The sequence below is a fragment of the Paenibacillus dauci genome (assembly GCF_000971985.1).
Classification (GTDB): Bacteria; Bacillota; Bacilli; order Paenibacillales; family Paenibacillaceae; genus Saccharibacillus; species Saccharibacillus dauci.
On record NZ_LAQQ01000001.1, the window covers coordinates 540869 to 564378 of the forward strand.

A 23510-nucleotide genomic window follows, 5' to 3' on the forward strand; every position below is an offset into this window, starting at 1 on the left:
GTACCCTGCTGCCAGACTATGCAAATGCGTGTTCGTCTATCTATTATAACGAAAGAACCCGAAAAGTTCTACGCTTCCCAAGCTCATGAAATGAGAGCGGTTGTGATGCAAAATAGATTAATACTTTTTTATATTACTTTTTTATATTACTTTTTGATCTACCATGATTACTTTTTGATTTATTATTCGCAATTCATATCAAAAGCTCACTGTTTCTTTTATATAAAATAATATTCAGCAACCAGCCCGATCCAGCGCAGAAATGCAAAAAAGACCGGGAAGCCTAGCTCCCGATCTTTTCTGCTTGAATCTTATGATTGTACTGTTAGTTCTTTAATTGAAATACTTGATTATTGAGTTACTGGCTTGTCAGCGGACAGTTCGACTTTTGCCAGCGTATCATAACTTGCATCATAGCTAATATCCAGATTTTTCACACGTTTGTTAACTGCTTGCAGTTCATAACGATATAAAGTCGGGATAACTGGAGCTTCTTCAAACATCAGCTGCTGCCATTGTTTGTAGACGTCTTTACGATAGTCAATATCAAATGCTTTTGGTGAAGTACCTTCTTCTAGCAGTTTATCTGCTTCTTCACTAGTGAAACGGGAATAGTTAAATGCTGCCTGACGACCATACAGACCCGATGGATCGATATCGCTACCTGTACCCCATGCTGCACCAAATACGTCAATATCAGGGCTATCTGCTTTAATATTATCGTAGAAAGAGTTGAATTCCTGTAGTCTTCCATTTACCAGTTGAACATTCAGACCAATATCTTTCCAATTTTGCATGTAGAATTTAGCCAGTGGCTCAGAAACAGGATCACCACTCATGGCAGCATAATTAATGACAAGCGGTTGTCCTTTTGGATCTTCACGCAGTCCATCGCCATCTTTGTCTACGTAACCTGCTTCATCCAGCAATTGTTTTGCTTTTTCCGGATTATAGGTGTAACCTGCCAGACTGGAATCATAGTAGTTGGCAAATGCAGGAATAATCAATGATGTAGCCGGTGTACGCAATCCTTTATACAGCTGCGCGCCTACCTGTGCATTGTTCATCGCATAACCCATAGCTTGGCGCAGAGATTTGTTTGCCATTTTGCTATTAGGGTCCATTATGCTTTCGCCTTTAGCCTTATCGTACTTACCAAGTTTGAATCCAATATAACTGTAAGCCAGCTCTTGACGACCCAAGAATTCGATATTAGTTGGATTCGTTTTTTCATCGTACAAGCTTACATTAAAGCTATCAACATAATCGATGTCGCCTTTTTTCAGCGATTCAATCAGTACATTCGGGTTAACGACTTTCAAATGTATGCCATCCAGTTTCGGTGCACCTAGGAAATAATCTTTATTAGCTTCAAATTCAACTGATTCTCCTGTAACCATGGATTTAATTTTGAATGGTCCATAACCAATAGGATCTTTACGTACTGGTGCAGATGCAGACATATCAGCAATCGGAACATCTGCGAATACTTTTTTCTCAAGCGGATAACTCCACAGTCCTGACTTTACCGAAGGAGTAGCTTTAATAAAGTCGATCTGTACTTCTTTATCATTCAGAATTTTGATACCTGAAATTGTTTTAGCTTTACCAGCATGATAATCTTCCATACCAACAATGTTCATCATCAATTCATCATAACGAACACCTTCGTAATCTTTATTACCGATAACTTCAAAAGCAAAAGCATAATCTTCGGCTGTAACCGGATTACCATCTGTCCAGTTCAGCTTATCGTTGATAGTAACTGTGACGGTTTTATTTTCGTTAGATAGCTTGATATTCGCTCCTCCGCCATCAATAATGTCAAAGTTTTTATCAAGGGCGAACAGAGATGGATAGAAAAATTGGAGAACGCTATAATCGGGTTGTCCTTCATAAAATATAGGGTTCAAGATTCCTTCAAAAGGAGTATCCGAGGCCAGTCCATAGTTCAGAATACCACCCTGAATAGATGCTGCACTATTCGAAGTCTTGCTGGCAAATTTACCGGTTTCCTTGACACTTTCATTCGTTTTTGGTGCATCTGCAGCTGGTGTAGCCGAATTGCCGCCACTGTTACATGCAGATAATACCAGAACCATAGACATTAACAGAATGGATATTGATTTTTTCTTTTTACTTCCCCACATAAACCTTCCTCCTTTGAATATACAGCTCTAATTTATTATCCCAATCGCTGCTTGGCGTCAGTAGCACGCTTAAGTGCCTGTCCAATAAAGTTGATCGCCAAAATCAAAACCAGAATCAGCAGCGATGCCGGTAACCACATCCACCAATATTGCTCCAATATTACAGGGTTGGTTGCACTGCTCACCAATGTACCCAAACTCGGTGTTCCATCAGGCAGACCAAAACCTAAGTAAGACAACCCTGTCTCAATACCAATATTACCGGCTAGATTCAGAGTAAGGTTAACAATGACAATAGAGCTAAGGTTAGGCAATATCCCAAATGTAATTATTTTCCAGTTGGGCGTGCCGAGTGTTTTGGAAGCCTGAACATAATCCAGTTCACGTTCCGCCAGTACCTTGGCACGAATCAATCTTGCTTTGCCTACCCAGAGAAAAGCGGTCATGATAGCGATAAACTCCCAGACTCCATATTTAGGAATAATGGTCACAAAAACAATGACCAGCATCAGGAAAGGAAGTACCAGAATAAAATCAATAAAACGCATAATTACATTATCTACCAGTCCACCGAAAAATCCTGCAATCAGACCAATTGTCAGTCCAATCGCCGCAGACAAGATCGTAATCATAAAACCAATCGTAAATGAGTTACGTGCTCCAATTACCAGCTGACCAAAAATATCACGTCCGGCATCATCGGTTCCAAGCCAGTGATCCGCACTTGGAGCAGCCTGGATAGCCATCAGATCAATTTTGGTTACTTCATCCTGATTAATCAGTGCAATCGAACCGTATATGCCAATCAGGAACAAAAACAGAAAGATCAGTGAACCAATCGCCATCTTGTCTTTTAGTAGCTCTCGACCCAGAATAGACCAGTTTGAAGGCGATTTTTGAATCGTTTCGATAGGTGCAACAGTCTCTACACGCATACCCATATGTGTCTCTTCCTCCGTTCTTATTCAGATATTGAATGGTTAGATTCGCTGGTTAGCCTGCATGTCTTAACCCATTCGAATACGCGGATCCACCCAGCTCAGAATAAGATCAGATAACAGAGTACCGATTAGCGCGAGCAGGCCAGACAACATAACCAGCGCTGTAACAACGGAGAAATCGCGTTGTGTAATAGATTGCAAGAACAGCTGACCAAGTCCCGGATAACCGAAAATGGATTCAATAAACAGATTGCCTGCCAGTACAGCCGTCAGATCATAGCCCAGAAAAGCAGCAATCGGAAGCAGCGAGTTACGCAGGATATGACGGGAATATACTTTGGATTCCGGTACACCTTTGGAACGTGCTGTTTTTACAAAATCCTTGAGTCGTGTATCGATGACTTCATTACGCAGATACTGGATTGTCGCTGTTGTACTAACGAGCGCACCTGCACATGCCGGCAAGATCAGATGATAGAACTTATTCACAACATAAGCCCATGTACCAGGCTGCACGCCTACATCCACACTTCCGCTTGTTGGGAACCAGCCGAGCCGGAAGCCAAATACGAACAACACGAGTAGCGAGAAAATAAATATTGGAGTAGCAAAACTGAGATAGGTATAACCTGTTATTGTCTTATCAAGCAATGTATTCTGATACCTTCCGCTTAGTATGCCCAGCGGAATCGAAATCACATAAGTCAGAATCAGAATCGCCACACCCAGATAAAAGGTATTGGCCAGTCTGCTTCCGATAAGATCGGTTACCCCTACTTTATGTACATAGGATTTACCAAGATCACCCTGGAATAAATTACCGAGCCAGCGGCCGTATTGTACCCATGCCGGATCGTTCAGTCCCAGCTTCTCACGCTGTTCTTCCAGAACCTGTGCACTGACCTTTGGATTGGCCTCAATAGCTCCACTGAGCGCATCACCCGGCATCGCTTTGGCTACAAAAAAGATCAATACACTGAGCACGAACAGCTGGGGAATCATGATCAGGATACGGCGAAGCGTAAATTTCCACATAATAGTTATCCCCTTTACGTTACGGTAGTGCTACCTGATGTGATGGGCTGATTGTTTTCAAAGCCAGCGGCTTGCCCTCCGCATCCATAAGCTCTTTTAGGTCCTGCTGATATGACACCATAATCTGCTGTCTTGTCCGTGCACTTTCCTGGCGTTGGGCCGGGTCTATGTTTGGAATCGCTGTAATCAGACGTTTGGTATAAATATGCTGTGGATTCTCGTAAATGTCATCCGTATTTCCCTGTTCAACCAGGCGACCACGATACATAATTCCGATCTCATCACACATATGACGAACAATACCAAGGTCATGACTGATAAACAGGTACGTAAGATTGAATTCTTTTTGGATCTCTTTCATAAAGTTAAGTACCTGTGCCTGTACCGATACATCGAGTGCCGATACCGGTTCATCGGCGATGATTAGCTTGGGATTCAGTGTTAGCGCCCGTGCAATTCCGATCCGCTGGCGTTGTCCCCCGGAAAACTCATGCGGATATTTGAAAGCTGCCTCGGGATTCAACCCTACTCGGTCGAGCAGATTCTGAACGCGGCGCCGTTCTTCGTCGGGACTAAGCTTCTCAAAATTACGCAATGGCTCTGCAATAATATCCATAACTCTTTTTCTACCGTTGAGCGAAGAATACGGATCCTGAAAGATCATCTGAATATCCCTGCGCAGCGGATGTTGATTTTTGTGGGCCATGCGGGTCAGATCCTGACCTTCAAACGTAACAGTTCCGTCTGTTATTTTGTTCAAACCGATAATCGCGCGTCCGGTTGTTGTTTTGCCACAACCCGATTCACCCACTAATCCATATGTAGTGCCAGGCTCGATCTGGATTGACACGCCGTCTACTGCCTTGACGTGATCCACTACACGCTGGAAAAAGCCGCCGCGAATCGGATAATGCACTTTGAGGTTATTTAGCTCCAGCAACGCCATCCATTACAAGCCCCTTTCCTTCATCTTCAAAATGAAAATGCTGATAACATGAGCAGCGTACCCAGTGTCCCGGACTCACTTCGTCCAACTGAGGGTTCTGTGCATGGGCCGTCTGCGGAATCCAAGGAATACGTTCCGAGAATCGGCAGGAACCGCGTGGGATATTTTGCAAGGATGGAACGCGTCCATGAATAACATGAAGTTGATCCTGTCCCGCATTGGCGCCCGGCATCGAAGCCAGCAATGAGCGTGTATACGGATGCATTGGATTGTTGAACAGATCCATTACGCTAGCAACCTCTACAACCTCTCCCGCATACATAACGACTACCCGATCCGCCATCTCGGCAACAACGCCCAGATCATGGGTGATTAATACAATACCGGCTTCTGTCTCCGCCTGCAGCTGCTTTAGCAGATCCAGGATCTGGGACTGAATCGTTACATCCAGTGCAGTTGTTGGCTCATCGGCAATAATCAACGAAGGACGACAGGCAATCGCGATAGCAATCATGACACGTTGACGCATACCTCCGGACAATTCATGTGGATACTGGTTGTATACACGTTCTGGATTCGTAATGTTTACATGTTCCAGCAATTCATAAATGCGTTTGGTTTTTTCCTTTTTGGACAGGGTTGTATGATAATCCAGATTCTCTTCAATCTGCCTGCCGATTGTCATTAGCGGATTAAGTGCCGTTAATGGATCCTGAAAAATCATACCAATCTCCGAGCCGCGAATTTTGTTCATCTGTCCAGGTGACAGCTTGTTCAGATCCTGACCCTTAAAAATGAGTCCTCCATCAATCCGTGTATTTTTGGTATCGTGCAGTCGTGTCAGAGAAAGTGCCAAGGCGCTTTTTCCACAACCCGATTCACCTACGATAGCCAAAACTTCATTTTTGTTGATGGTTAAATCAAGCTGGTCAACAGCCGGATAATACTCATCCTTAATGCGGAAAGACACCGTCAGATCTTTGATTTGTAATACCGGTTCTGTATTCAAAATTCTGGTTGCCCCCTCATCTCAAACTTTAACGCAATGTAAACATTCCTCATAAGATTGTTATCATTTTATATTCATAATCTTCCACAGGTCAATAAAATTTAACTTTTTATCAAAACGGATGAAAGTTTTTAGCAAAAAAGCTATCACCAAATGTAATAAAGGTGATAGCTTATGCCTATAGCGTTATCCTTATTTTACCTTATTATCCTGAGTTAGCAAGGGGTTTCTTGCTTTATCCCGCTTAGAAATTTTGAGATACTGTTCCAGCTCCCTGCACAGCTGTAAAATAGCGGAATATACTTCGAATTCTTCACGTGTAACCGGTAACCTCGTTTTACTGAAATCTTCTTCGAATTGTAAAAGCAGCTTTTCTGTCTTGCCTGTGTAATAAGGCGTTTTGACATCCTGTGCCAGCTGTTCGAAGATCTGGGCAGCCTGATCTCCCTGAGGCATCTTGCTGTATACCTGGGCAACCAGCTGCATCATATTCTGAATAGAGTCCAGATGCTGCTTGCGCATATAAAAGTACACAATCCACGATTCATCGGGATGCAGCATCTGATTCTCAAGCTCACGCTTGGCTGCTGTATGCCCCTGTTCGACTTTGGCAGTCGCCTGAATCACTTCTTCCCCATCCCATACATAGGCAGGCTCATGCAGTGTACGAGCAATCTGCTCAAACATCTGGGATAGCAGCTCATTCACTTCGCGGCGAATAGCATTCAGACGTTTATACGGATTTGGCATGTATACCAGATTGACAATAGCCGCCGATCCGAGTCCAATCAGCAGCAGTTCCACTTCAACGAGCATCGCATGGGCTGTTAACAACCCACCGTTATAAATATGGACGACAATCACCGAACTGGTTACAATCCCTCCGCTGAATCCTGCACGCGTGATAATCGGAAAAGCCAGCAAAATGTATAATGCAAATACCCAGTGCTGAAATCCAAAAATTGAAAATAAAACAAACGCACATATCATTCCAATCAACGATGCAAAAAAACGGGCTGATATGGTCTGAAGGCTGCGTTTGCGTGTAACATCTACTCCCAGTATGGCGAGCAGTGCCGCCGACATTGCGCTGCTGATTCCCAGCGTGCTTGCTGCAACAACAGCCAGCAGTGCAGCAATGGCGGTCTTGATCACGCGAAAGCCCATCGATTGTTCTCTCCTTACACTCTTCTCTTAGTAGTATTTATCTATTTATTTATAATACATCTGTTAAAAGGGTATCCTGCATAGCCGAATGACCTGCTTTACCCAGATGATATTTATCCAAATTCATATAACATCTATCCTACTTGATTTCGTCGCATCCTACAATGTGGGTATAGGAGCAAAAGCCTTTCCCTCACACCTGCACAGCTGTGAGAGAAAGGCTTTGCCATAGATATGGGTCTCTGGTTAAATCCACATCTCTATTTAAACTTTTCATTCGAAATCGATAGGTAATTAGTTACATATTTAATGAAGCCATACTCAACAGTCAGACCTATTGACTTTAGGAACAGAATCGATGTTTCTGATTTTTTCCTACTATAATATAGAGATGATTATTATAAATTAATACATTCACACCTAAAAATTGGATGATTAAAGCTTATAAATCTCTGTATATTTCTGCTCCAGATAATCAGCCAGATAATCAGGATTAAGCTCTTCACCGGTAATGGCCATAATCAATTCGGATGGTGTTCTGCTCTTGCCATAACGGTAAATTTTGTCGCTTAACCAGTCCTTGATCGGCAGCAGATTACCTGCCGCAATCCAATCCTCAAACTGAGGCAGCTCTTTGCGCATAGTCTGAGTGATCTGGGCCGCATACATATTACCTAGCGAATACGAAGCAAAGTAACCAAAGTCGCCGCCGGACCAATGTACATCCTGCAGAACACCTTGTGCATCATTTGGAGGCGTAATACCCAGATATTGTTCGTATTTGCTGTTCCATACTTGTGGAAGATCGGCAACAGCCAGATTCTCGTTGAAAATCATTTTCTCGATTTCATAACGAACAATAATGTGCAGATTATAAGTCAGTTCATCCGCTTCAATACGGATCAACGAGTTCTCTACTACATTGGCAGCACGATAGAACTGTTCTTTGGTTACACCAGACAACTGCTTGGGGAACAAGGATTGCAGCTTATCATAATAATGATCCCAGAATACACGGCTCCGGCCTACAACATTTTCCCAAAAGCGGGACTGGGATTCATGAATACCCATTGACGTCCCTGTTGCCAGTGGCGTACCTACCAGATCTGCCGAGATATTCTGTTCATACAGCGCATGACCGCCCTCGTGCAGAGAGCTGAAGATAGCGCTCATTAGATCTTCCGGATAATAATGCGTGGTAATACGCACATCCCCCGGATTGAGTCCTGTTGCAAAAGGATGCTCACTCTCATCCAGACGTCCTGCCTGGAAATCATAACCCATTTGCTCCAACAGGAACAAACCGATCTCCTCCTGCTTTTTCAGGTCATATTCCTGCTTGAGGAATGAATTATCGGGCTTGTCGCTGGACTCTTGAATTTTTTGCAACAAGGGAACGAGACGGGATTTTAAACGGTCAAATACAGCATCCAGCTTGGCTACTGTCATGTCCGGCTCATACATGTCGAGCAATGTATCATAGCGAGTGTCTTTTACACCCCAATAATCAATAAATTCGCGATTCATCTCCACGATTTCTGCCAGCATTGGTTCAAAGCCCTTGAAGTCGTTATTATGTTTGGCTTCTTCCCATACCGTCTGGCCATGTGTCGTCAGACTGGAGTATTTCTGAATTTTTTCAGGTGGTACTTTTTGACTGCGCTCATATTCCTTGCGGCATTCAGTTACAGAGCGTTGATCGATATCACTTAACTGATCGAATACGTCCGAACGGGACAGAAAATCAATATACCCGCCCATTTCTTCGGATATGGAGAGCTTGAATACTTCTGTTGAGAGCATCCCGATCGTGTCTGCACGCATCTCTGCACCTTTGCGCGGAGCGCCAGTACGCAGATCCCAGCCCAGCAGGCCAAGTGCTTCATGATAGCTGCTGATCTTGCGGACCAGCTGACGGAATGAGCTTAATACCTGTTCTACATTTTGTTCCATGATCGGGTCCACCTCGTTATTTGTATTTTGTAACTTTATCCATCTTGATGATACGTTTTTCAAACCGTATAATCAATGTTACATAATTTAATATTTTGGAATCAAGACATTTACAGACTGAGCAAATTGGTGTAAAATCTACTCGTTTACATGAGAAAATAATACATGGTTGTCCAGGAAAAGTAATGAAAAAAATTATCATGCGCTGATAGCAGATGATTAATGATTCCAAGCTTCCAGGTTCACCATCTAAGGTTCTTAATGAGGAGGAATTACAATGGATTCAGTTACAAATATTTTGCAGCACAACGAAAAGTTCGTTCAGACCAAAGAATATGAAGCTTATCGTTCAAGCCCTTTTCCTGATAAAAAGCTCGTTATTCTAACTTGCATGGATACTCGTCTTACCGAATTGCTGCCCAAAGCAATGAATATTCGTAATGGCGATGCCAAAATCATCAAAAATGCCGGTGCTGTTATCTCCCATCCTTATGGAAGTGTTATGCGCAGCGTGCTGGTAGGGCTCTATGAGCTTCAGGCGGAGGAAGTGATCGTTGTAGGTCATCACGGCTGCGGGATGGCTGCACTCAATGCCGATCATATGATTAACGAAATCAAAGAACGTGGTGTTTCACCAACTGTATTGTCAACTCTGGAACATTCTGGAATTGATTTAAAAAGTTGGTTGCAAGGGTTTGGTAATGAAAAGCAAGGGGTAATAAACAGTGTGGAGATTATTAAGAATCATCCATTACTTCCCCCCCATGTACCAGTACACGGCATGATCATTGACCCCGCAACAGGTCAATTGGAATTGCTCGTGAATGGGTACTCCCAACAAGAGACATCATTGTAGCAGAAATCGTGAGCCGGCTCCTTACATAATGAGGAATTAGCACAACCCGATTTACTGCTAAAGCCCGGATGAATTCATCCGGGCTATTTTTTTTAACTACTGTATATATTTATTTAAAAGGAATGAATCCTTTTTCTTTTTCATCCGTAAGCTTAAATATGACTATTTTTTGTCTGATGTGTACTTACTTTTGTATGCTTTCTTCTATTTTGTTCGTTGGTTTCTTGCGAAAGCATACAGTTGTAGTGTACACTTTATTTTAAATCGGCCGATTCGCTGTTTTAGAGATAGGAGAGACTGCTTATGAATACGCTATCGTATGGTTTACTTGCACTACTTGCACGCAAACGTTCATCCGGATATGACCTGATGCTCAGAATTCAGCCTTTCTGGCAAGCCAAGCACAGTCAGATTTACCCACTGCTCTCACGTATGGAAGAGCAACAACTGTTAACTGCAGAATGGGTAAAACAAACTGATAAACCGGACAAAAAAATCTACGCGATCACTCCACTGGGTGAACAGCGTCTGCATGAATGGATGCAAATGCCTGCCAGTGAACCGGTCACACGGGATGAGCTGGTACTCAAAGCGTTCTGTCTGTGGATTACAGACAAAGACACGGCACTCGCTCTGTTCCGCAAAAGATCTATTTTTTATCAGGAACAAATTCATTATTTCGAACAGGCTATTCACAAAATGCCTGACGAAAGCCATCAATTTGGTTCTCAAGATTTTGGATTGTACATTTTGCGTCAAAAAGCTCTGGGAACGGCAAGATCGAATATGGAATGGACAACATGGGTAATCGATATGCTGAAAAATGCGGCTCCACCGGAAGTGTCTTCCGAACCTCAGCATCACTAGGGTCCATCTACTCCACCGAATTTATTTTAAATTTATCTGGAAATTCTGAAACCGGTCGATCGTAATTACGTATTACGGTAAGAATAACCAAACACACACTACCAACTAGGGGGATAATGGACATAATGAAAAAAGTGCTTATGATCTTCATGGCATTTACAGTCGTTTTCGCATCCCTTGGCGTTTTTGCCAGTGATGCAGATGCAAGACGTGGTGGCGGCGGATTCAAATCCCAACCAAAATCATATACCAATACACCGAACCGTGCGGATAATAACAGCGGTAGCGTTAACAGTACCAACCGCTCTACTACCAATAACCGCAGTACAGCAGCTACTAATGGCAAACGCGGATTTTTCAGTGGCGGTAACTTCTTTACAGGCATGATGGTCGGCGGTCTGGCCGGTATGCTATTCGGCAGCATGTTCGCTAACATGGGCTTTATGGGCAACTTTATGGGCCTGCTGATTAACCTGATTGCTATCTATGTACTCTTTATTGCAGCTCGCGGCATCTATCGTATGATCCGTCAGCGTAAGAAATCCGCTGACCCTTACAACAGACGTTAATGGCAATGCGGCTTAGCATGGATGAGATTATCAATGCAGTATGTCTGAATATCGCCGAACGTAAAGGCATTCAGCCGACGGACGTAACGGTTCAGCTCGCCTGGGAAGAAGATACAGGCTATACAGCAGAGGTCTGGGCGCAAGGTCGCAGTCAGTACCTGATTGAAAGCAATCTCATTGAAGCGATTCTGCGTTATATGTTCTCTGAATACAACGCGAGAGTATTCCGGGAACAGGTTGAGTTGATTATCAACGATGACGTAGAAGAGATTCAGGCTATTATTCACGACAATTAAGTAATTTATTACTTCCAGCATAATATATTTTCTCATAAGCCCCTCTACTCTACCTTCTGGTAGGTGAAGGGGCTTTTGTTATGCAGGGCAGATGATATGAAGAGCCAATAACAGGATTTTTGTCTCTCTTGTTCTTGTGAATACAAAAGACCATATAAAAGATGAAACGCTTTCTTATTGACATTATGGATAAGGATTGTTAGAGTTTTATTGAAAATGAATATGGATCAGGGATGTTACCTGTTGGGCATAACCTGGATTCTTTTGTCGGCTTTTACGAGCTGTCAGGAGGATTCAGGTTTTTTATTTGCCCAAACTCCCTCTACTCTATATATATTCGAAAGGAGAAAAACGATGACAACACTACACTTTCCCGAGAACTTTTTGTGGGGTGGCGCTATTGCCGCGAATCAGGCTGAAGGCGCTTACCTTGAAGATGGTAAAGGACTGACTGTAGTCGATCTTCTGCCTACAGGCAAGAAAAGATTCGATATGATGCGAGGATATATTGACTCCCTTACTCCGCAACCGGGAGAATTTTATCCGGCACATGAAGCCATCGATTTTTATCATCGGTATGCCGAAGATATTGCATTGTTTGCTGAAATGGGCTTCAAGGCGCTGCGGGTATCAATCTCCTGGGCACGTATTTTCCCAACCGGCGAAGATGCTGTACCGAATGAAGCGGGCCTTGCCTTTTATGATCGTCTATTCGATGAATTACTCAACTATAATATCGAGCCGGTTGTAACTCTGGCCCATTTTGATGTGCCAGTACATCTGATCGAGAAGTATGGAAGTTGGCGCAATCGCAAGCTGGTTGGATTATTTGAGACTTATGCACGTACTGTACTGGAACGCTACCGGCACAAAGTGAAATACTGGATGACGTTTAACGAGATTAATATGCTGCTGCATCTTCCTTTCCTCGGGGCTGGTCTTGTATTCAAAGAAGGCGACAATGTGAAACAGATTCAGTATCAGGCTGCCCATCATCAGCTCGTTGCCAGTGCACTGGCTGTCAAAGCTTGCCATGAGCTAATTCCGGATGCACAGATCGGCTGTATGCTGGCTGCCGGCAGCTTTTACCCGTATACCTGTAATCCCGAGGATGTGTACCAGGGTATGAAAAAAGATCGCGAATCCTACTTCTTTATTGATGTTCAGTCCCGCGGAGAATACCCGGGTTATGCACGCCGATTCTTCCGCGATCATCAGCTGGATATTGTGATGGAGCCGGAAGATACCGAAATTCTAAAACGCAACACCGTGGATTATATCGGATTCAGTTACTATTCCAGTCGTACAACCAGTACTGATCCGGAAGTGATCAAAAACATGACTGCGGGTAATGTATTTGGCTCGGTGTCCAATCCGTATTTGAGCGCATCCGAATGGGGATGGACTATTGATCCAAAAGGATTCCGCATTACAGCCAATCAGCTGCATGACCGTTACCAGAAACCATTATTTGTAGTGGAAAATGGATTGGGTGCGGCCGATGAACCGGCTGATGATGGCACCATACAGGACGATTACCGAATCGATTATCTGCAGCAGCATCTCGCCGAGATGCGTGAAGCCATTGAAGATGGTGTAGAAATTATCGGTTATACCAGCTGGGGACCGATTGATATTGTCAGCGCTTCTTCCGGTGAAATGCGCAAACGGTATGGTTATATTTATACTGATCGTGATAATGAAGGCAATGGTTCCTTGGAGCGCAGTCGTAAAAAGAGCTTTGACTGGTACAAAAAGGTTATTGCTTCCAACGGCTCTGATCTGGGGCTGTAATCTATCCATCCCATCCTATTTAGCCGAAAAAAAGCTGGCATATAAAGCAGGCGATTTCACAAAATAGTCAACAAAAAAACGACTGTCTCGTTATCATACGAGACAGTCGTTTGTCTTGTGTATAGCTTACTATTCTGCAGTGCGATCCAGGTTAATGGATACGATACACAGATCTTCCTGATTACGGCTTAGGCGAGCTAATTTGGTCAGGAATTTCTCGTTATCGATGTCCAGCAGGCTGTGTGCATACTGCTCCAATTCACCGATTACTACTTTGGGATTACTACCCGGACGGGATATCAACCCATTGGTATATAGAACGATCCGTGTAGCATCGTCATATTCCAGTGTCTGCGTGTTTACATTAACATTTTCATTCATGCCAACCGGATCTGTTGTGACATTCAGTCTTGATCCCGGCCCATCGCTGGCAAGCAGCATGCCCGGTGTATGACCGGCATTGAAGTATTCCACCTGTTTCTTGTCCAGGTCAATCAGCATATAAATTGCTGTAAAATAAGCAGTTCGACGCGTTTTACCAAACAGCATACGCATTTGACGGTTCAATTCGGCACATACTTCCTTGGGCTTGCGGTACATCCCAACAATGCCATCCAGCAGTGAACGGATGGACATGCTGATTAGCGCAGCAGCGATACCACTGCCAGGTACATCGATCAGCAGTACACCGCATTGACGATTGTTGAACATTTTCCAGTAAAACATATCTCCCGATACTTCCGAGGATTGGAAATAACTGCTGTGAATCTGAATACCCGGTTCGATCAGCGGAGGAGTCAGCACACTGTTTTGTAGATGTTTGGCAAGCTGCAGATCTTTTTGTACTTTTTCTTCCCATGCTTTACGGGAATCCATTTCCTTTTTCAGCCGAATAGCAGATTGTACACGAGCCAGCAGTTCATAGTCGGGACCGCCTTTTTCAATAAAATCCATCCCACCTGCACCAAATGCTTCTTTGAAATGAACACGGTCTGCAGTCAGAAAAATAATCGGCAGATCCTGATAGACCGGCAGACTTTTGATAAAAGTACAGGCCTGAATACCATCGATCTCCGGCATAACAATATCCAGCAAAATCAGATCGACCGACGCGGCTTTGCGTGGTGGCTGATTATTATAAATTCCTAGAATCTGGTAAGCTTCCTCTGCTGAGGTTGCTTTTTGTACATCTTCATATCCCGCAGTTCTCAGTACGTTCTCCATAAATGCTACATTCAATTTGGAATCATCAACAATTAATATGCTGCTCATTAGCTCTCCTCCGAAGTCAGTATACTTATTTTTCGTCAAAACTGCCTGATTATGTAATAGCCAGTAAGTAAGAATCTTAAATAATATATCCACTACAACAGTTAGCAAAATTCCGAAATCCAAAAGGAAATCATGATCCTCATAGCCCTAAGAAATGACGAACAACAAATAAGCCATTTGATCATTCCGCAGTCGAATAATCAAATGGCCTGTTCCAGAATTTCATTGAATTCCAGCAAAATAGCTGTGCCTTCCGGACTCGTATGCAGCATAATCCGGTCTGCGGATGCATACATCAGTGCAAACCCTTTGCCCAATGAGCTTTTACTGCTATAGCCCGAAATCAGAATCGTTTTGGGCAGTTCATGCAACGGAATACCTGATCCATGATCGGTAATATAAATTTGATAACAGCCACTTTTTTGATAAACAGCCACTTTGCCTTCTTCAGCGTGTTTGATCAAATTGGTCACAGCTTCCGAGACAGCCAGCTTGATACTCATAACCTTTTTGGAATGCTCCAGCCGAAAATTCTCCGGAATATGCTGAACGACCAGTGTACGACTGGAAGCAACATCGGCACGTGTATTAACTTCCATCTCATCTATCCACTCACCCAGCTCCCCTACAATCTCCTCGGACTTCAGACAGATATCAATCTTGCTGTGGGACAAAGTTCGAATCACGTCTCTGTAAGCGCGAAGTGTATGCAGGTGCATATCTTCACGATATTGAAGTGCAGGTGTAATATCGTTAAGCACAACAGCCACCCAGTCACTCTCGGGATAGAAGTGAGCTTCGTACGTATTTCCTTGGCTGACCAGTACTTCGTAAAAACTTTCTGATAATACGAGCGCGCGCGCAGCCAGTATCTCCAAATCATAGACAACGGTAGACGGTAAATCCTCATGTCTTTGCAAGCTGCCAGTACCCATATACTTCAGCAATCGTGTTCCTCCCGTAATACTGGATAATTCCCGATGCTGCTGCTTGTCCGGCTCAATGACAGACGTGAGTTCTGTTGCCCCCGGTGTCTCAATATACGCCATATACTGCCTTAACCCGGCAACCGTGCCTGTATGAATATGGCTGACCAGTTCTGGATCCAGTTCCTTATGGGACATATTTTCCAGCCGCCGAATGACTTCCTCATCCTGCTCAAAATGACGCATTAAATATTCGAGTTGATCGCACATATGAATAATTCTGGATTCATACGGAATCTGCTTTTCCTGCAGCCCATCCGGATACCCTTTGCCATCGTATCGTTCATGATGGTGAAGAATCCAATCCGACATTTTTTTGTCTCCGCTGACGTTAAGCACAATCTTGGAGCTGTGCACAGGATGAGACTGATACTGCTGCTCTTCGCTGAGTGATCTGGCACCCCGCTTGGTCAGGATGTCCAGCGGCAGCATCATTTTACCGATATCATGTATGGCTGCCATATTGATTAGATCCACACGTCTTTTTTTGGGATATCCCAATAGCTCCAGTACATGCTCGCAAATAATGCCTACATTATGACCATGTCCTTCCATCCGATTGGAAATGCGCATTTCTCCAATGCGAATAAATTCTTCTGCACCCCGGCGGCGAAGTCTGACCTGGCGAATATAACCATACGAGAAAAAAATAATAAGCATCAGAAAAAGCAAAATATAAATCGTCTCATAAACCATATAATTCAGTGACAGGTGCACTAGAAAATGAGGAACAATAATGGTACAGAGTACGACAGGAACTGCAATTTCCTTGCATTTAATCACCAGATTGTTAAGCAGCGGGATACCACTAATGGTCTTCTTCACTATCGCTGCCAGTAGCATATACAGCAGGCTAAAAGTCAAAGCACCTGCTCCAGCCTGCACATAAATCGAGGTGCCGTCCAGACGCTCCATTATCATATGTGCAGCATAGAGGCATATACTATATTTCCCTTGAGCTGACAGCAGCCGGAATATATTGAACTTTCGCCAGATAAAATCTGCACTGCGCAAATGGCTGACCACATTACTTACTAAAATCCCATAAAGAGCCGGTACCGGTCCATAAGCCAGCAGCAAAATCAGAAAGCCAGCCAGACTGCCGCTGTACTCTTCCCCGCTCAGCAGACGGACCGGGAACAGATCCAGTATGGCAATCAGCAGCAGTAGGGGCAAGATATGAACCAGACTACCGCTGCCTTCCAGTCCTACATACAGCAGACTGGCAATCCCGAGCAGGCTGAGCGGGATCGTATAGACATTTTTCTCTTTCATTTAACGAAAAGTATCCTTGCCCAGAATCTCATCCAGCTGTAGCAACTGGAATACCTCCATCACTTCTGGTTGTGTCTGCTCAATCCATACCTGGCGTTCCTGCTCTTGCAGATCTTGCACCAGCTTGATCAACAGTCCAATACCCGATGAATCTACAAACTGTACAGCTCCCAGATTTAGGATAACGCTGGATGCTTCTGCGAGTTCCGGTTCCAGCTGTTCCTCAAAAGTATCTCCGGCATCAATATCAATATCCCCTTCACAATAGACGGTGATCTGCTGCCCGGTTAATTCGAGACGATACGTAAACATGCTATTCCCTCCCTTTCCATACGATCTGATCATTACTATTCAGCCAAATCTCCAGATGCTCTACATCTTCCATACACTGATGAATCCGTTCCCCGATCTGAATTGTTGTTCCTGCCAATATCCGAGCCGCTTTGATTCGTGCTTTGGCATCCACATGAAGCTTTGTCGTTCCTGTACCCGGAGAGCCAACTTCCTGCAGAACCATGCCCTCTGCTGCAAAATAAGTTCCCCCTCGCAGCGTTCCGGTTGATTCGAGTGTACCTTCACAATGCAAATGGGCATTATAGGCACCTTTTTCCACAATTACATCTCCGCCGCAGCGAACTGTACTGTTCTGAACAAAATGCAGTCTGGCAAAGTTACGCTCTACTACCGGAGCAGAAGCCAGAGTGTATAGATAGTTGGTACGCCGAATAAAGCTCTCCAGATCTTCTGCTGTACGGAATGTACTATTCTCTTTATTCATAAACCCATTGCGAATTTCCTGAAAATATCGGGTCCATTCTTCTTTTAATGCCGATTGATACTGCTCTTCCAGCCGAAGCAGACGTTCCAGCTGCTCCATCATCCATTTGAAACGTCCCTGAAATAGAACCTGGAACAATGGTGCCAGTCCAGTCTGATCCAAGTCATTGATTTTGAAGGCAGAGGCACTGCTCACTTGGTGAACAGCCTGTTTCATCAGTTCCACCTGCTCGCGTACATAAATTAGCATCGGCGTCATCTGTCCGTAGAACAGCTGCAGCTGTCCCACAATGATACGGCTGCTGAGTACATTCGCATGGACAATCAGTGAATCGCCAGCCATAATCTGAGCCATATTAATATTCCCGCGAACGCGAATATTGCCTTCGGCTTCTACTTCCATCGTATCCTGTACAGCACCACTGATCTCGACATCACCGCGGAAATGAATATTGCCTGACGCCAGATTAACATCTCCGCTATGCATAAGCTTTGGAATCATGGAAAGTTTGACGTAATGTCCCTGCCGGGTCTGGCTGGGCATACCCGATTTGAGTGCGAATGCATCTCGTCCATCTTCGGACAGCTGTACATCTTTGCCTGGTATAATCTGAATGTCATGCACAACAGGTGCCAAAATGAAATTACCGTAAATATCCCTGCCATCTATACCCGGTTGCGACGGTATAATAGTACCAATCCGTTCTCCTTCCAGAATAGAAGGAAACTCTCTGGTCTCCCGGTAATCAATCGTACCGTTCTCCCGCAGCTTTGGCTGCACTTTGCGGGCAGCTGCATCAGTCTGAAGCTCAAATATGCCATCTTGTCCATGTATAACAGGTTGTCCAGATGCAATAACAAATCGACCGGCTTTCTCCGCACGACATGCCAATTCGATCATGGAAGAATCCATGCCGAAGATAATTTCTTTGGCACGCAGCTGCTGATATATCTCTTGCGGATCAATAGCAGCCGGTTTCTTGTTCTGGGCAACACGCAGCATAAGCCGGGGATTGGGTTCTGTATCCATTAACGTACGTGTAATATGATAACCTGGCTCGATCTGCAGAGAAGCTTTCATTCCGTCATTATCGATATCCAACTGCCATGTGGAATCTTTGGATTCACCTGCAAGCCGGATATCGATAACATCTTCGCCGCTTACTGCGGCCGATTGACCAGCTAGTAGTGCTGTCCCATTGATCAATATATCTCCACTTTTAAATGCATCAATCATGGGCAGGCTGGCTCCGTCTGGAATATGCATGGCAATCTGTCCCTCTGCGATCCATATCTTGCCCTCGTCTGCTATTGGAGTGGGTCCAAGAGAATCATGACCGGACTCTTCCGCTGGTAAAGTAACTACCGCTGTAGATTCGGCTGCTGTACTTTGACCCAGCACTCCTACTGCACGTCTGTCGGTTGAGATTACTGTAGCAGGAGTATTGACAGAAGAATATGGAGCTGCCATTTCTGGTATACCGATAGGAAGAAGGCTGACACGAACTACAGCTGGTCTGGCATTTAACCCGAGGAAGCCACGGCTCTCGTTATCGATGATCTCAATACTCACCTCTTTTTTACTGACTTCCAGCAGTGCCAGTGCCCGTTCTACTGCCTGTTCTACCGTTTTGCCCTTGGAAATCACACTTCGTTCCATATCCTTCTCCTCCATTCCTGTATTACTCCAGTTCAATCGACAATATGCAAATATCATCATCACGCTGGCGATTCAGACGTTCCAGCTTGCCAACAAAGGCTTCATTATCCAGATAATGCAGACTTTGCGCATACTGCTCCAGCTTCTCAATGCCGGTATGGATAGACAGTCCCGGACGTTCTACCAATCCATCTGTGTAGAGTACAATTCGTGTAGGTGTATCGTATGTGACTGTAACCGTATCCAGTTTCATATCCTGCTTGATACCGATCGGTACGGTAGTACCACTCAGTTTGATAGGAGATCCATCCTGCATCAGCAGTAAGCCTGGTGGATGACCGGCATTGAAATATTCAATTTCCTGTTTGTTTCTATCAATAAATAAGTAAATGGCTGTGAAATAGGCAGTACGCCTGCTTTTGCCAAACAGATGCCGCATCTGGCGATTAAGCTCTGCACATACTTCCCGTGGCTTGCGGTATAGTCCGACAATGCCATCGAGCAGCGAACGGATCGACATGCTGATTAGCGCAGCTGGGATGCCGTGCCCGGAGACATCGATCAACAGCACTCCATATTGGCCGGGATTGAACATTTTCCAGTAAAACATGTCGCCGGATACTTCGGATGACTGCATATACCAGCTGTGGATGTGAATTCCCGGTTCGGTCAGCGGCGGTGTCAGTACACTTCGCTGCAGATGTTTAGCCAGCTGCAAGTCAATCTGTACTTTCTCCTCCCAGGCTTTACGAGCGTCCATTTCTTTTTTGAGCTTTAGTGCGGATTGTACACGGGTTAACAGCTCATAGTCCGGTCCGCCTTTTTCGATAAAATCCATTCCCCCTGCACTGAAGGCTTCACGGAAATGAACACGATCCGCTGTAAGGAAAATGATCGGCAGATCCTGGTAAACAGCCAAACTTTTGATCATTGTGCAGGCTTCGATTCCATCAATATCCGGCATAACAATATCCAGCAGAATCAGGTCAACCGAAGCGGGCTTGCGCGGTGGCTGTCCATTATGAATCCCGAGAATGGTGTAGGCTTCCTGCGCCGAATAGGCCGACTGGATGTCTTCGTATCCTGCTGTCTGAAGTACATTTGTCAGATAAGCGATATTTAACCGGGAATCGTCTACAACCAGTATGCCGCTCATAAGACCGCTCCCTTAAAGTCAGTATATTTATTCATCGTCATAAAGTGGCTGTTATGTAATATAAAGTATAAAAAAGGCTGCAGCAGAATGTGATATTCTGCTGCAGCCTTTTTGTTTTATGAATTTTATAAATCGTATTTTAGAACAGTGAATAATTACACACTCTAGGTATATAATTTCATATTTATTTTTTAATCAATGCCCATACTCCATAAGGATTATAAAATAAATCATCTTTTTCAAAACCTCCATATTCGCTATGCTTGAGTAAGAAATTAGAACAATCTTTATTGATACTAAATGTATCATTAGTATTTAATGCAGGTTTTTCTAAAATAGTGTACAACCCAAAATATTGCATAATAGATTGAACTTCTATTCCCTGCAAATTCAAACGCTTCAGCCATTTCATTATCACAAGTTTCAAAACGTAGTTTATAAAAATCATTATTTTCTTCCGAACAAATACTATCTTCTTTTAATTTATATTTCTTATCCTTTAAGAGGATCTCTTTAATATCTTTAAAATAATTCCATATCCTAGGGAGCAGATGACGATCAATGAAGTTTTCATTCTTTTTCTCTAATTTCCTCATCTAATCTTTTCAAAAATTCGTGGACGGTCATACTAAAACGAGCAGGATTATCTTGTTCTATTGAGTAAAGTATATCTGCAAGTTGAAGTTTAACTTTCTTATCTTGATTCCCAATCAGATCAATCAGTCTAGCTTTATATTCTGAACTATTAAGAATACGTTTTACAAGTATTTCTATCCAATAAACTGAATGTACAGGCATATCAAATAAAAAATTCAGTAAAGATTTTAAATATTCTTCCGCTTCAAAAGATTCTAGAAAGTGTACTAATCCAAACATTACTTCTTCTTCATCTGTATTTTCATCAAAAACTTTAAATAGATTTTTCAATTTAATATTTTGTTCATTATCTAATATTTCTAATAAGTCATCAAACTCTTCACATTCTTCTTGAGTTTTTAATAGTCTTATTTCATACAAACAGTTTATATGAATATCGTTTGCAAAATAAATACCTCCACATAGACAATTAAAATCTGTAGTAATTCTTATATTATTCTACTTACTTATATAAAATGATGTATTTTTTTATTTTTGTATATATTTCAGAAAAAATATTTATTCTCATAAATTTTCTTTGTATTTTTCTCATAGTTGATAGATTTTCTTTAATCTTTATCTTTTAGAATTCCTATTCAGTTTGCATTATAATATTGATTGGATGACATATGCTAAATTCTCATACTGTCGCTACAGAACTGACATCATTTAAATTTTATAAGTATTTATATTTCCCTGATTAGCTAACAGGTCTTTTTAAAACGCTTTTTATCTATATTTTTGAAGATTTTTTAATTCTTCCATATCATTTTATTTCCTCGCTAATTTTATGTTTATTAACATATTTTATTTATAATGTCCGACTCTAACAATTGTTTTATTCAAAAAGGTCAATCACGTCTATTAAGAAACATGATTGACCTTATCTTCCAAACTCATTGAACTATTATTTATTTGAGTATTATAAAATAGTTCTGCTATTCTATTTCTTCTGGCTTTCTAAATAAACAAAGAGTGTCTAATGCTTCGTAAATGTCATCTCCAAATTTAAATAATGAATATCCATTTTTCCCAAAAACTTTTCCTGATTTTGAGATAAACATTATTAAATTACCTCTGTATGCTTCTCCAATTACTACAAGCGGTTCTTTTGCTCGTTCCTCAAATTCCTCAAAGTCTTCTTTTTCATAATAATCCCTCATAACTTCTTCTGGAATAAAATGAAAGGTTTCCAGACTTCCATCTGGATGCTTAAATTTATATTCTACTCCACCAAATAGAGATAGTATATCAACTACCGGATCAAAAATTTGATATCCCATATTTTCTAAAAATTTTAACGTTTCAGTTAATTCAACTTTACTATTTGGATTCCATCCTGCTTGTAGCAGGATATCTCTTGTTTTATCTGATAAATTCCGCATAAACATTCTCCTTAGTCATTGAAAATTCTATTCACGAAAATCATTAATGAAATCAAAAAACGTTTTTTGACAATTTTTACACGAGGCTTTATATTTCCCATTACTATTAACTGTACTTATTAATATGTCTTCTAACTTTGAACCTGCATGCAATAGTTGATTAACCGCTTGAATCTCAACACAGTTTTCAACATGCCAAATCTCGAAACTTTCGTCGTCCTTGTAAGGATTGTTAGGATCGTTTTTGGCCTTCATTCTTGTTTCCTGTGCTATTTTAACTAAATCATCATGCAATTCCATTACACTTGGATTAAATTGTCCTTCTCTAGCTCCATTATAGCCAAATTGTATTTTAATTTCTTTATTGCTTAATGTAGTTATATCAACAGCAGCACTAATTACATCTGGTTTATATTTTCCTCCGCCATGTCCATTTTTATCTACAGGTTTTTTAATTTCATCATTTTTAAGGAAATTAACATGTTCATCTAAGATACAAATTTTATGTACAGCTGGCTTTTTTATGTTCAAAGTTTACTGATTCATTAATTACAAGCTAATTATTTAAAAAAAATAGAGTATGTTTAACTATACTTAAACATACTCTATTTTTAAAATTTATATCTACAAAGTAATTAATTCTAATTATTTTGTAGTAAATTAACAATGTTTCATGCTTTACTCGTTTTATAGATTGTAAAGAGCGCATATTTTTATGAATTTATTAGTAACTTTTAATTTTCCAATTAGTATAAATAGATTATATTTAATTATCCTTTT

At 42.3% G+C, this 23510-nt stretch carries 21 protein-coding genes; 5 read left to right on the forward strand and 16 right to left on the reverse strand.

The window, feature by feature from the left end; translation table 11 throughout:
* Nucleotides 1-350: 350 nt before the first annotated feature.
* From opp4A to WH46_RS09775, 7 genes are all read right to left on the reverse strand, one after another.
* Nucleotides 351-2150 carry an oligopeptide ABC transporter substrate-binding protein gene (gene opp4A, locus WH46_RS09745; RefSeq protein ID WP_046226568.1) on the reverse strand — a complete coding sequence of 600 codons (1800 nt, stop codon included), beginning with the start codon at nt 2148-2150 and terminating at the stop codon, nt 351-353.
* A 35-nt stretch (nt 2151-2185) separates the two neighbouring features.
* Nucleotides 2186-3085: an ABC transporter permease gene (locus tag WH46_RS09750; RefSeq protein WP_026136097.1), complete on the reverse strand. Its 900-nt coding sequence runs from the start codon at nt 3083-3085 to the stop codon at nt 2186-2188.
* A gap of 72 nt (nt 3086-3157) precedes the next feature.
* On the reverse strand, nt 3158-4126 hold the full coding sequence (gene opp4B, locus WH46_RS09755) for an oligopeptide ABC transporter permease (protein WP_046226569.1): 969 nt from the start codon (nt 4124-4126) through the stop codon (nt 3158-3160).
* Nucleotides 4127-4145: 19 nt separating this feature from the next.
* Nucleotides 4146-5072 carry an ABC transporter ATP-binding protein gene (locus WH46_RS09760; RefSeq protein ID WP_017812472.1) on the reverse strand — a complete coding sequence of 309 codons (927 nt, stop codon included), beginning with the start codon at nt 5070-5072 and terminating at the stop codon, nt 4146-4148.
* A complete protein-coding gene (locus WH46_RS09765; protein ID WP_017812473.1) occupies nt 5050-6081 on the reverse strand; it encodes an ABC transporter ATP-binding protein in 1032 nt (343 codons plus the stop codon). The genes WH46_RS09760 and WH46_RS09765 overlap by 23 nt, the downstream gene beginning before the upstream one ends.
* Nucleotides 6082-6273: 192 nt before the next feature.
* On the reverse strand, nt 6274-7248 hold the full coding sequence (locus WH46_RS09770; RefSeq protein WP_046226570.1) for an aromatic acid exporter family protein: 975 nt from the start codon (nt 7246-7248) through the stop codon (nt 6274-6276).
* Nucleotides 7249-7683: 435 nt separating this feature from the next.
* On the reverse strand, nt 7684-9201 hold the full coding sequence (locus WH46_RS09775; RefSeq protein ID WP_046226571.1) for a carboxypeptidase M32: 1518 nt from the start codon (nt 9199-9201) through the stop codon (nt 7684-7686).
* A 277-nt stretch (nt 9202-9478) separates the two neighbouring features.
* Between WH46_RS09775 and WH46_RS09780 the strand changes: the two genes are divergently transcribed.
* From WH46_RS09780 to WH46_RS09800, 5 genes are all read left to right on the forward strand, one after another.
* Nucleotides 9479-10057 (forward strand): beta-class carbonic anhydrase, encoded by a 579-nt coding sequence (locus WH46_RS09780; RefSeq protein ID WP_017812476.1) that lies wholly within the window; start codon nt 9479-9481, stop codon nt 10055-10057.
* Between the two features lie 303 nt (nt 10058-10360).
* Nucleotides 10361-10924, forward strand: coding sequence for a PadR family transcriptional regulator (locus WH46_RS09785; protein WP_017812477.1), 564 nt, complete (start codon nt 10361-10363; stop codon nt 10922-10924).
* 125 nt (nt 10925-11049) lie between these two features.
* Nucleotides 11050-11493 (forward strand): hypothetical protein, encoded by a 444-nt coding sequence (locus tag WH46_RS09790; protein ID WP_017812478.1) that lies wholly within the window; start codon nt 11050-11052, stop codon nt 11491-11493.
* A gap of 5 nt (nt 11494-11498) precedes the next feature.
* Complete coding sequence (locus WH46_RS09795; RefSeq protein WP_026136098.1) at nt 11499-11789, forward strand: YxcD family protein; 291 nt, start codon at nt 11499-11501, stop codon at nt 11787-11789.
* A 354-nt stretch (nt 11790-12143) separates the two neighbouring features.
* Nucleotides 12144-13583: a 6-phospho-beta-glucosidase gene (locus WH46_RS09800; protein ID WP_046226572.1), complete on the forward strand. Its 1440-nt coding sequence runs from the start codon at nt 12144-12146 to the stop codon at nt 13581-13583.
* A gap of 129 nt (nt 13584-13712) precedes the next feature.
* On the opposite strand, the gene WH46_RS09805 is transcribed toward WH46_RS09800, so the two are convergent.
* The 9 genes from WH46_RS09805 to WH46_RS09845 all read right to left on the reverse strand — a co-directional run bounded on the left by WH46_RS09805 (nt 13713) and on the right by WH46_RS09845 (nt 23261).
* Nucleotides 13713-14855 carry a PP2C family protein-serine/threonine phosphatase gene (locus WH46_RS09805; RefSeq protein ID WP_046226573.1) on the reverse strand — a complete coding sequence of 381 codons (1143 nt, stop codon included), beginning with the start codon at nt 14853-14855 and terminating at the stop codon, nt 13713-13715.
* Between the two features lie 200 nt (nt 14856-15055).
* The gene (locus WH46_RS09810; protein ID WP_046226574.1) at nt 15056-17116 is read right to left on the reverse strand and encodes an HD domain-containing phosphohydrolase; all 2061 of its coding nucleotides are present in this window, start codon (nt 17114-17116) and stop codon (nt 15056-15058) included.
* Nucleotides 17117-17428 carry an STAS domain-containing protein gene (locus tag WH46_RS09815; protein ID WP_017812483.1) on the reverse strand — a complete coding sequence of 104 codons (312 nt, stop codon included), beginning with the start codon at nt 17426-17428 and terminating at the stop codon, nt 17117-17119. It lies immediately after the preceding gene.
* Nucleotide 17429: 1 nt separating this feature from the next.
* Nucleotides 17430-19553, reverse strand: coding sequence for a FapA family protein (locus WH46_RS09820; protein WP_197088266.1), 2124 nt, complete (start codon nt 19551-19553; stop codon nt 17430-17432).
* Nucleotides 19554-19575: 22 nt separating this feature from the next.
* A complete protein-coding gene (locus WH46_RS09825) occupies nt 19576-20709 on the reverse strand; it encodes a PP2C family protein-serine/threonine phosphatase (protein ID WP_046226576.1) in 1134 nt (377 codons plus the stop codon).
* A gap of 184 nt (nt 20710-20893) precedes the next feature.
* Complete coding sequence (locus WH46_RS09830; protein WP_156172246.1) at nt 20894-21121, reverse strand: hypothetical protein; 228 nt, start codon at nt 21119-21121, stop codon at nt 20894-20896.
* A 158-nt stretch (nt 21122-21279) separates the two neighbouring features.
* Nucleotides 21280-21726, reverse strand: a complete 447-nt coding sequence (locus WH46_RS09835) for an Imm30 family immunity protein (protein ID WP_052714183.1) — start codon at nt 21724-21726, stop codon at nt 21280-21282.
* Between the two features lie 557 nt (nt 21727-22283).
* Nucleotides 22284-22730, reverse strand: coding sequence for an SUKH-3 domain-containing protein (locus WH46_RS09840; RefSeq protein ID WP_046226579.1), 447 nt, complete (start codon nt 22728-22730; stop codon nt 22284-22286).
* 27 nt (nt 22731-22757) lie between these two features.
* A complete protein-coding gene (locus WH46_RS09845; protein ID WP_052714184.1) occupies nt 22758-23261 on the reverse strand; it encodes a hypothetical protein in 504 nt (167 codons plus the stop codon).
* Nucleotides 23262-23510: the final 249 nt, after the last annotated feature.

Coding starts and splice junctions, on each gene's coding strand:
- opp4A (WP_046226568.1), bottom strand. CDS start 2,150: ATGTGGGGAAGTAAAAAGAAAAAATCAATATCCATTCTGTTAATGTCT.
- WH46_RS09750 (WP_026136097.1), bottom strand. CDS start 3,085: ATGCGTGTAGAGACTGTTGCACCTATCGAAACGATTCAAAAATCGCCT.
- opp4B (WP_046226569.1), bottom strand. CDS start 4,126: ATGTGGAAATTTACGCTTCGCCGTATCCTGATCATGATTCCCCAGCTG.
- WH46_RS09760 (WP_017812472.1), bottom strand. CDS start 5,072: ATGGCGTTGCTGGAGCTAAATAACCTCAAAGTGCATTATCCGATTCGC.
- WH46_RS09770 (WP_046226570.1), bottom strand. CDS start 7,248: ATGGGCTTTCGCGTGATCAAGACCGCCATTGCTGCACTGCTGGCTGTT.
- WH46_RS09775 (WP_046226571.1), bottom strand. CDS start 9,201: ATGGAACAAAATGTAGAACAGGTATTAAGCTCATTCCGTCAGCTGGTC.
- WH46_RS09780 (WP_017812476.1), top strand. CDS start 9,479: ATGGATTCAGTTACAAATATTTTGCAGCACAACGAAAAGTTCGTTCAG.
- WH46_RS09785 (WP_017812477.1), top strand. CDS start 10,361: ATGAATACGCTATCGTATGGTTTACTTGCACTACTTGCACGCAAACGT.
- WH46_RS09790 (WP_017812478.1), top strand. CDS start 11,050: ATGAAAAAAGTGCTTATGATCTTCATGGCATTTACAGTCGTTTTCGCA.
- WH46_RS09795 (WP_026136098.1), top strand. CDS start 11,499: ATGCGGCTTAGCATGGATGAGATTATCAATGCAGTATGTCTGAATATC.
- WH46_RS09800 (WP_046226572.1), top strand. CDS start 12,144: ATGACAACACTACACTTTCCCGAGAACTTTTTGTGGGGTGGCGCTATT.
- WH46_RS09805 (WP_046226573.1), bottom strand. CDS start 14,855: ATGAGCAGCATATTAATTGTTGATGATTCCAAATTGAATGTAGCATTT.
- WH46_RS09810 (WP_046226574.1), bottom strand. CDS start 17,116: ATGAAAGAGAAAAATGTCTATACGATCCCGCTCAGCCTGCTCGGGATT.
- WH46_RS09815 (WP_017812483.1), bottom strand. CDS start 17,428: ATGTTTACGTATCGTCTCGAATTAACCGGGCAGCAGATCACCGTCTAT.
- WH46_RS09820 (WP_197088266.1), bottom strand. CDS start 19,553: ATGGAACGAAGTGTGATTTCCAAGGGCAAAACGGTAGAACAGGCAGTA.
- WH46_RS09825 (WP_046226576.1), bottom strand. CDS start 20,709: ATGAGCGGCATACTGGTTGTAGACGATTCCCGGTTAAATATCGCTTAT.
- WH46_RS09830 (WP_156172246.1), bottom strand. CDS start 21,121: ATGAAATGGCTGAAGCGTTTGAATTTGCAGGGAATAGAAGTTCAATCT.
- WH46_RS09840 (WP_046226579.1), bottom strand. CDS start 22,730: ATGCGGAATTTATCAGATAAAACAAGAGATATCCTGCTACAAGCAGGA.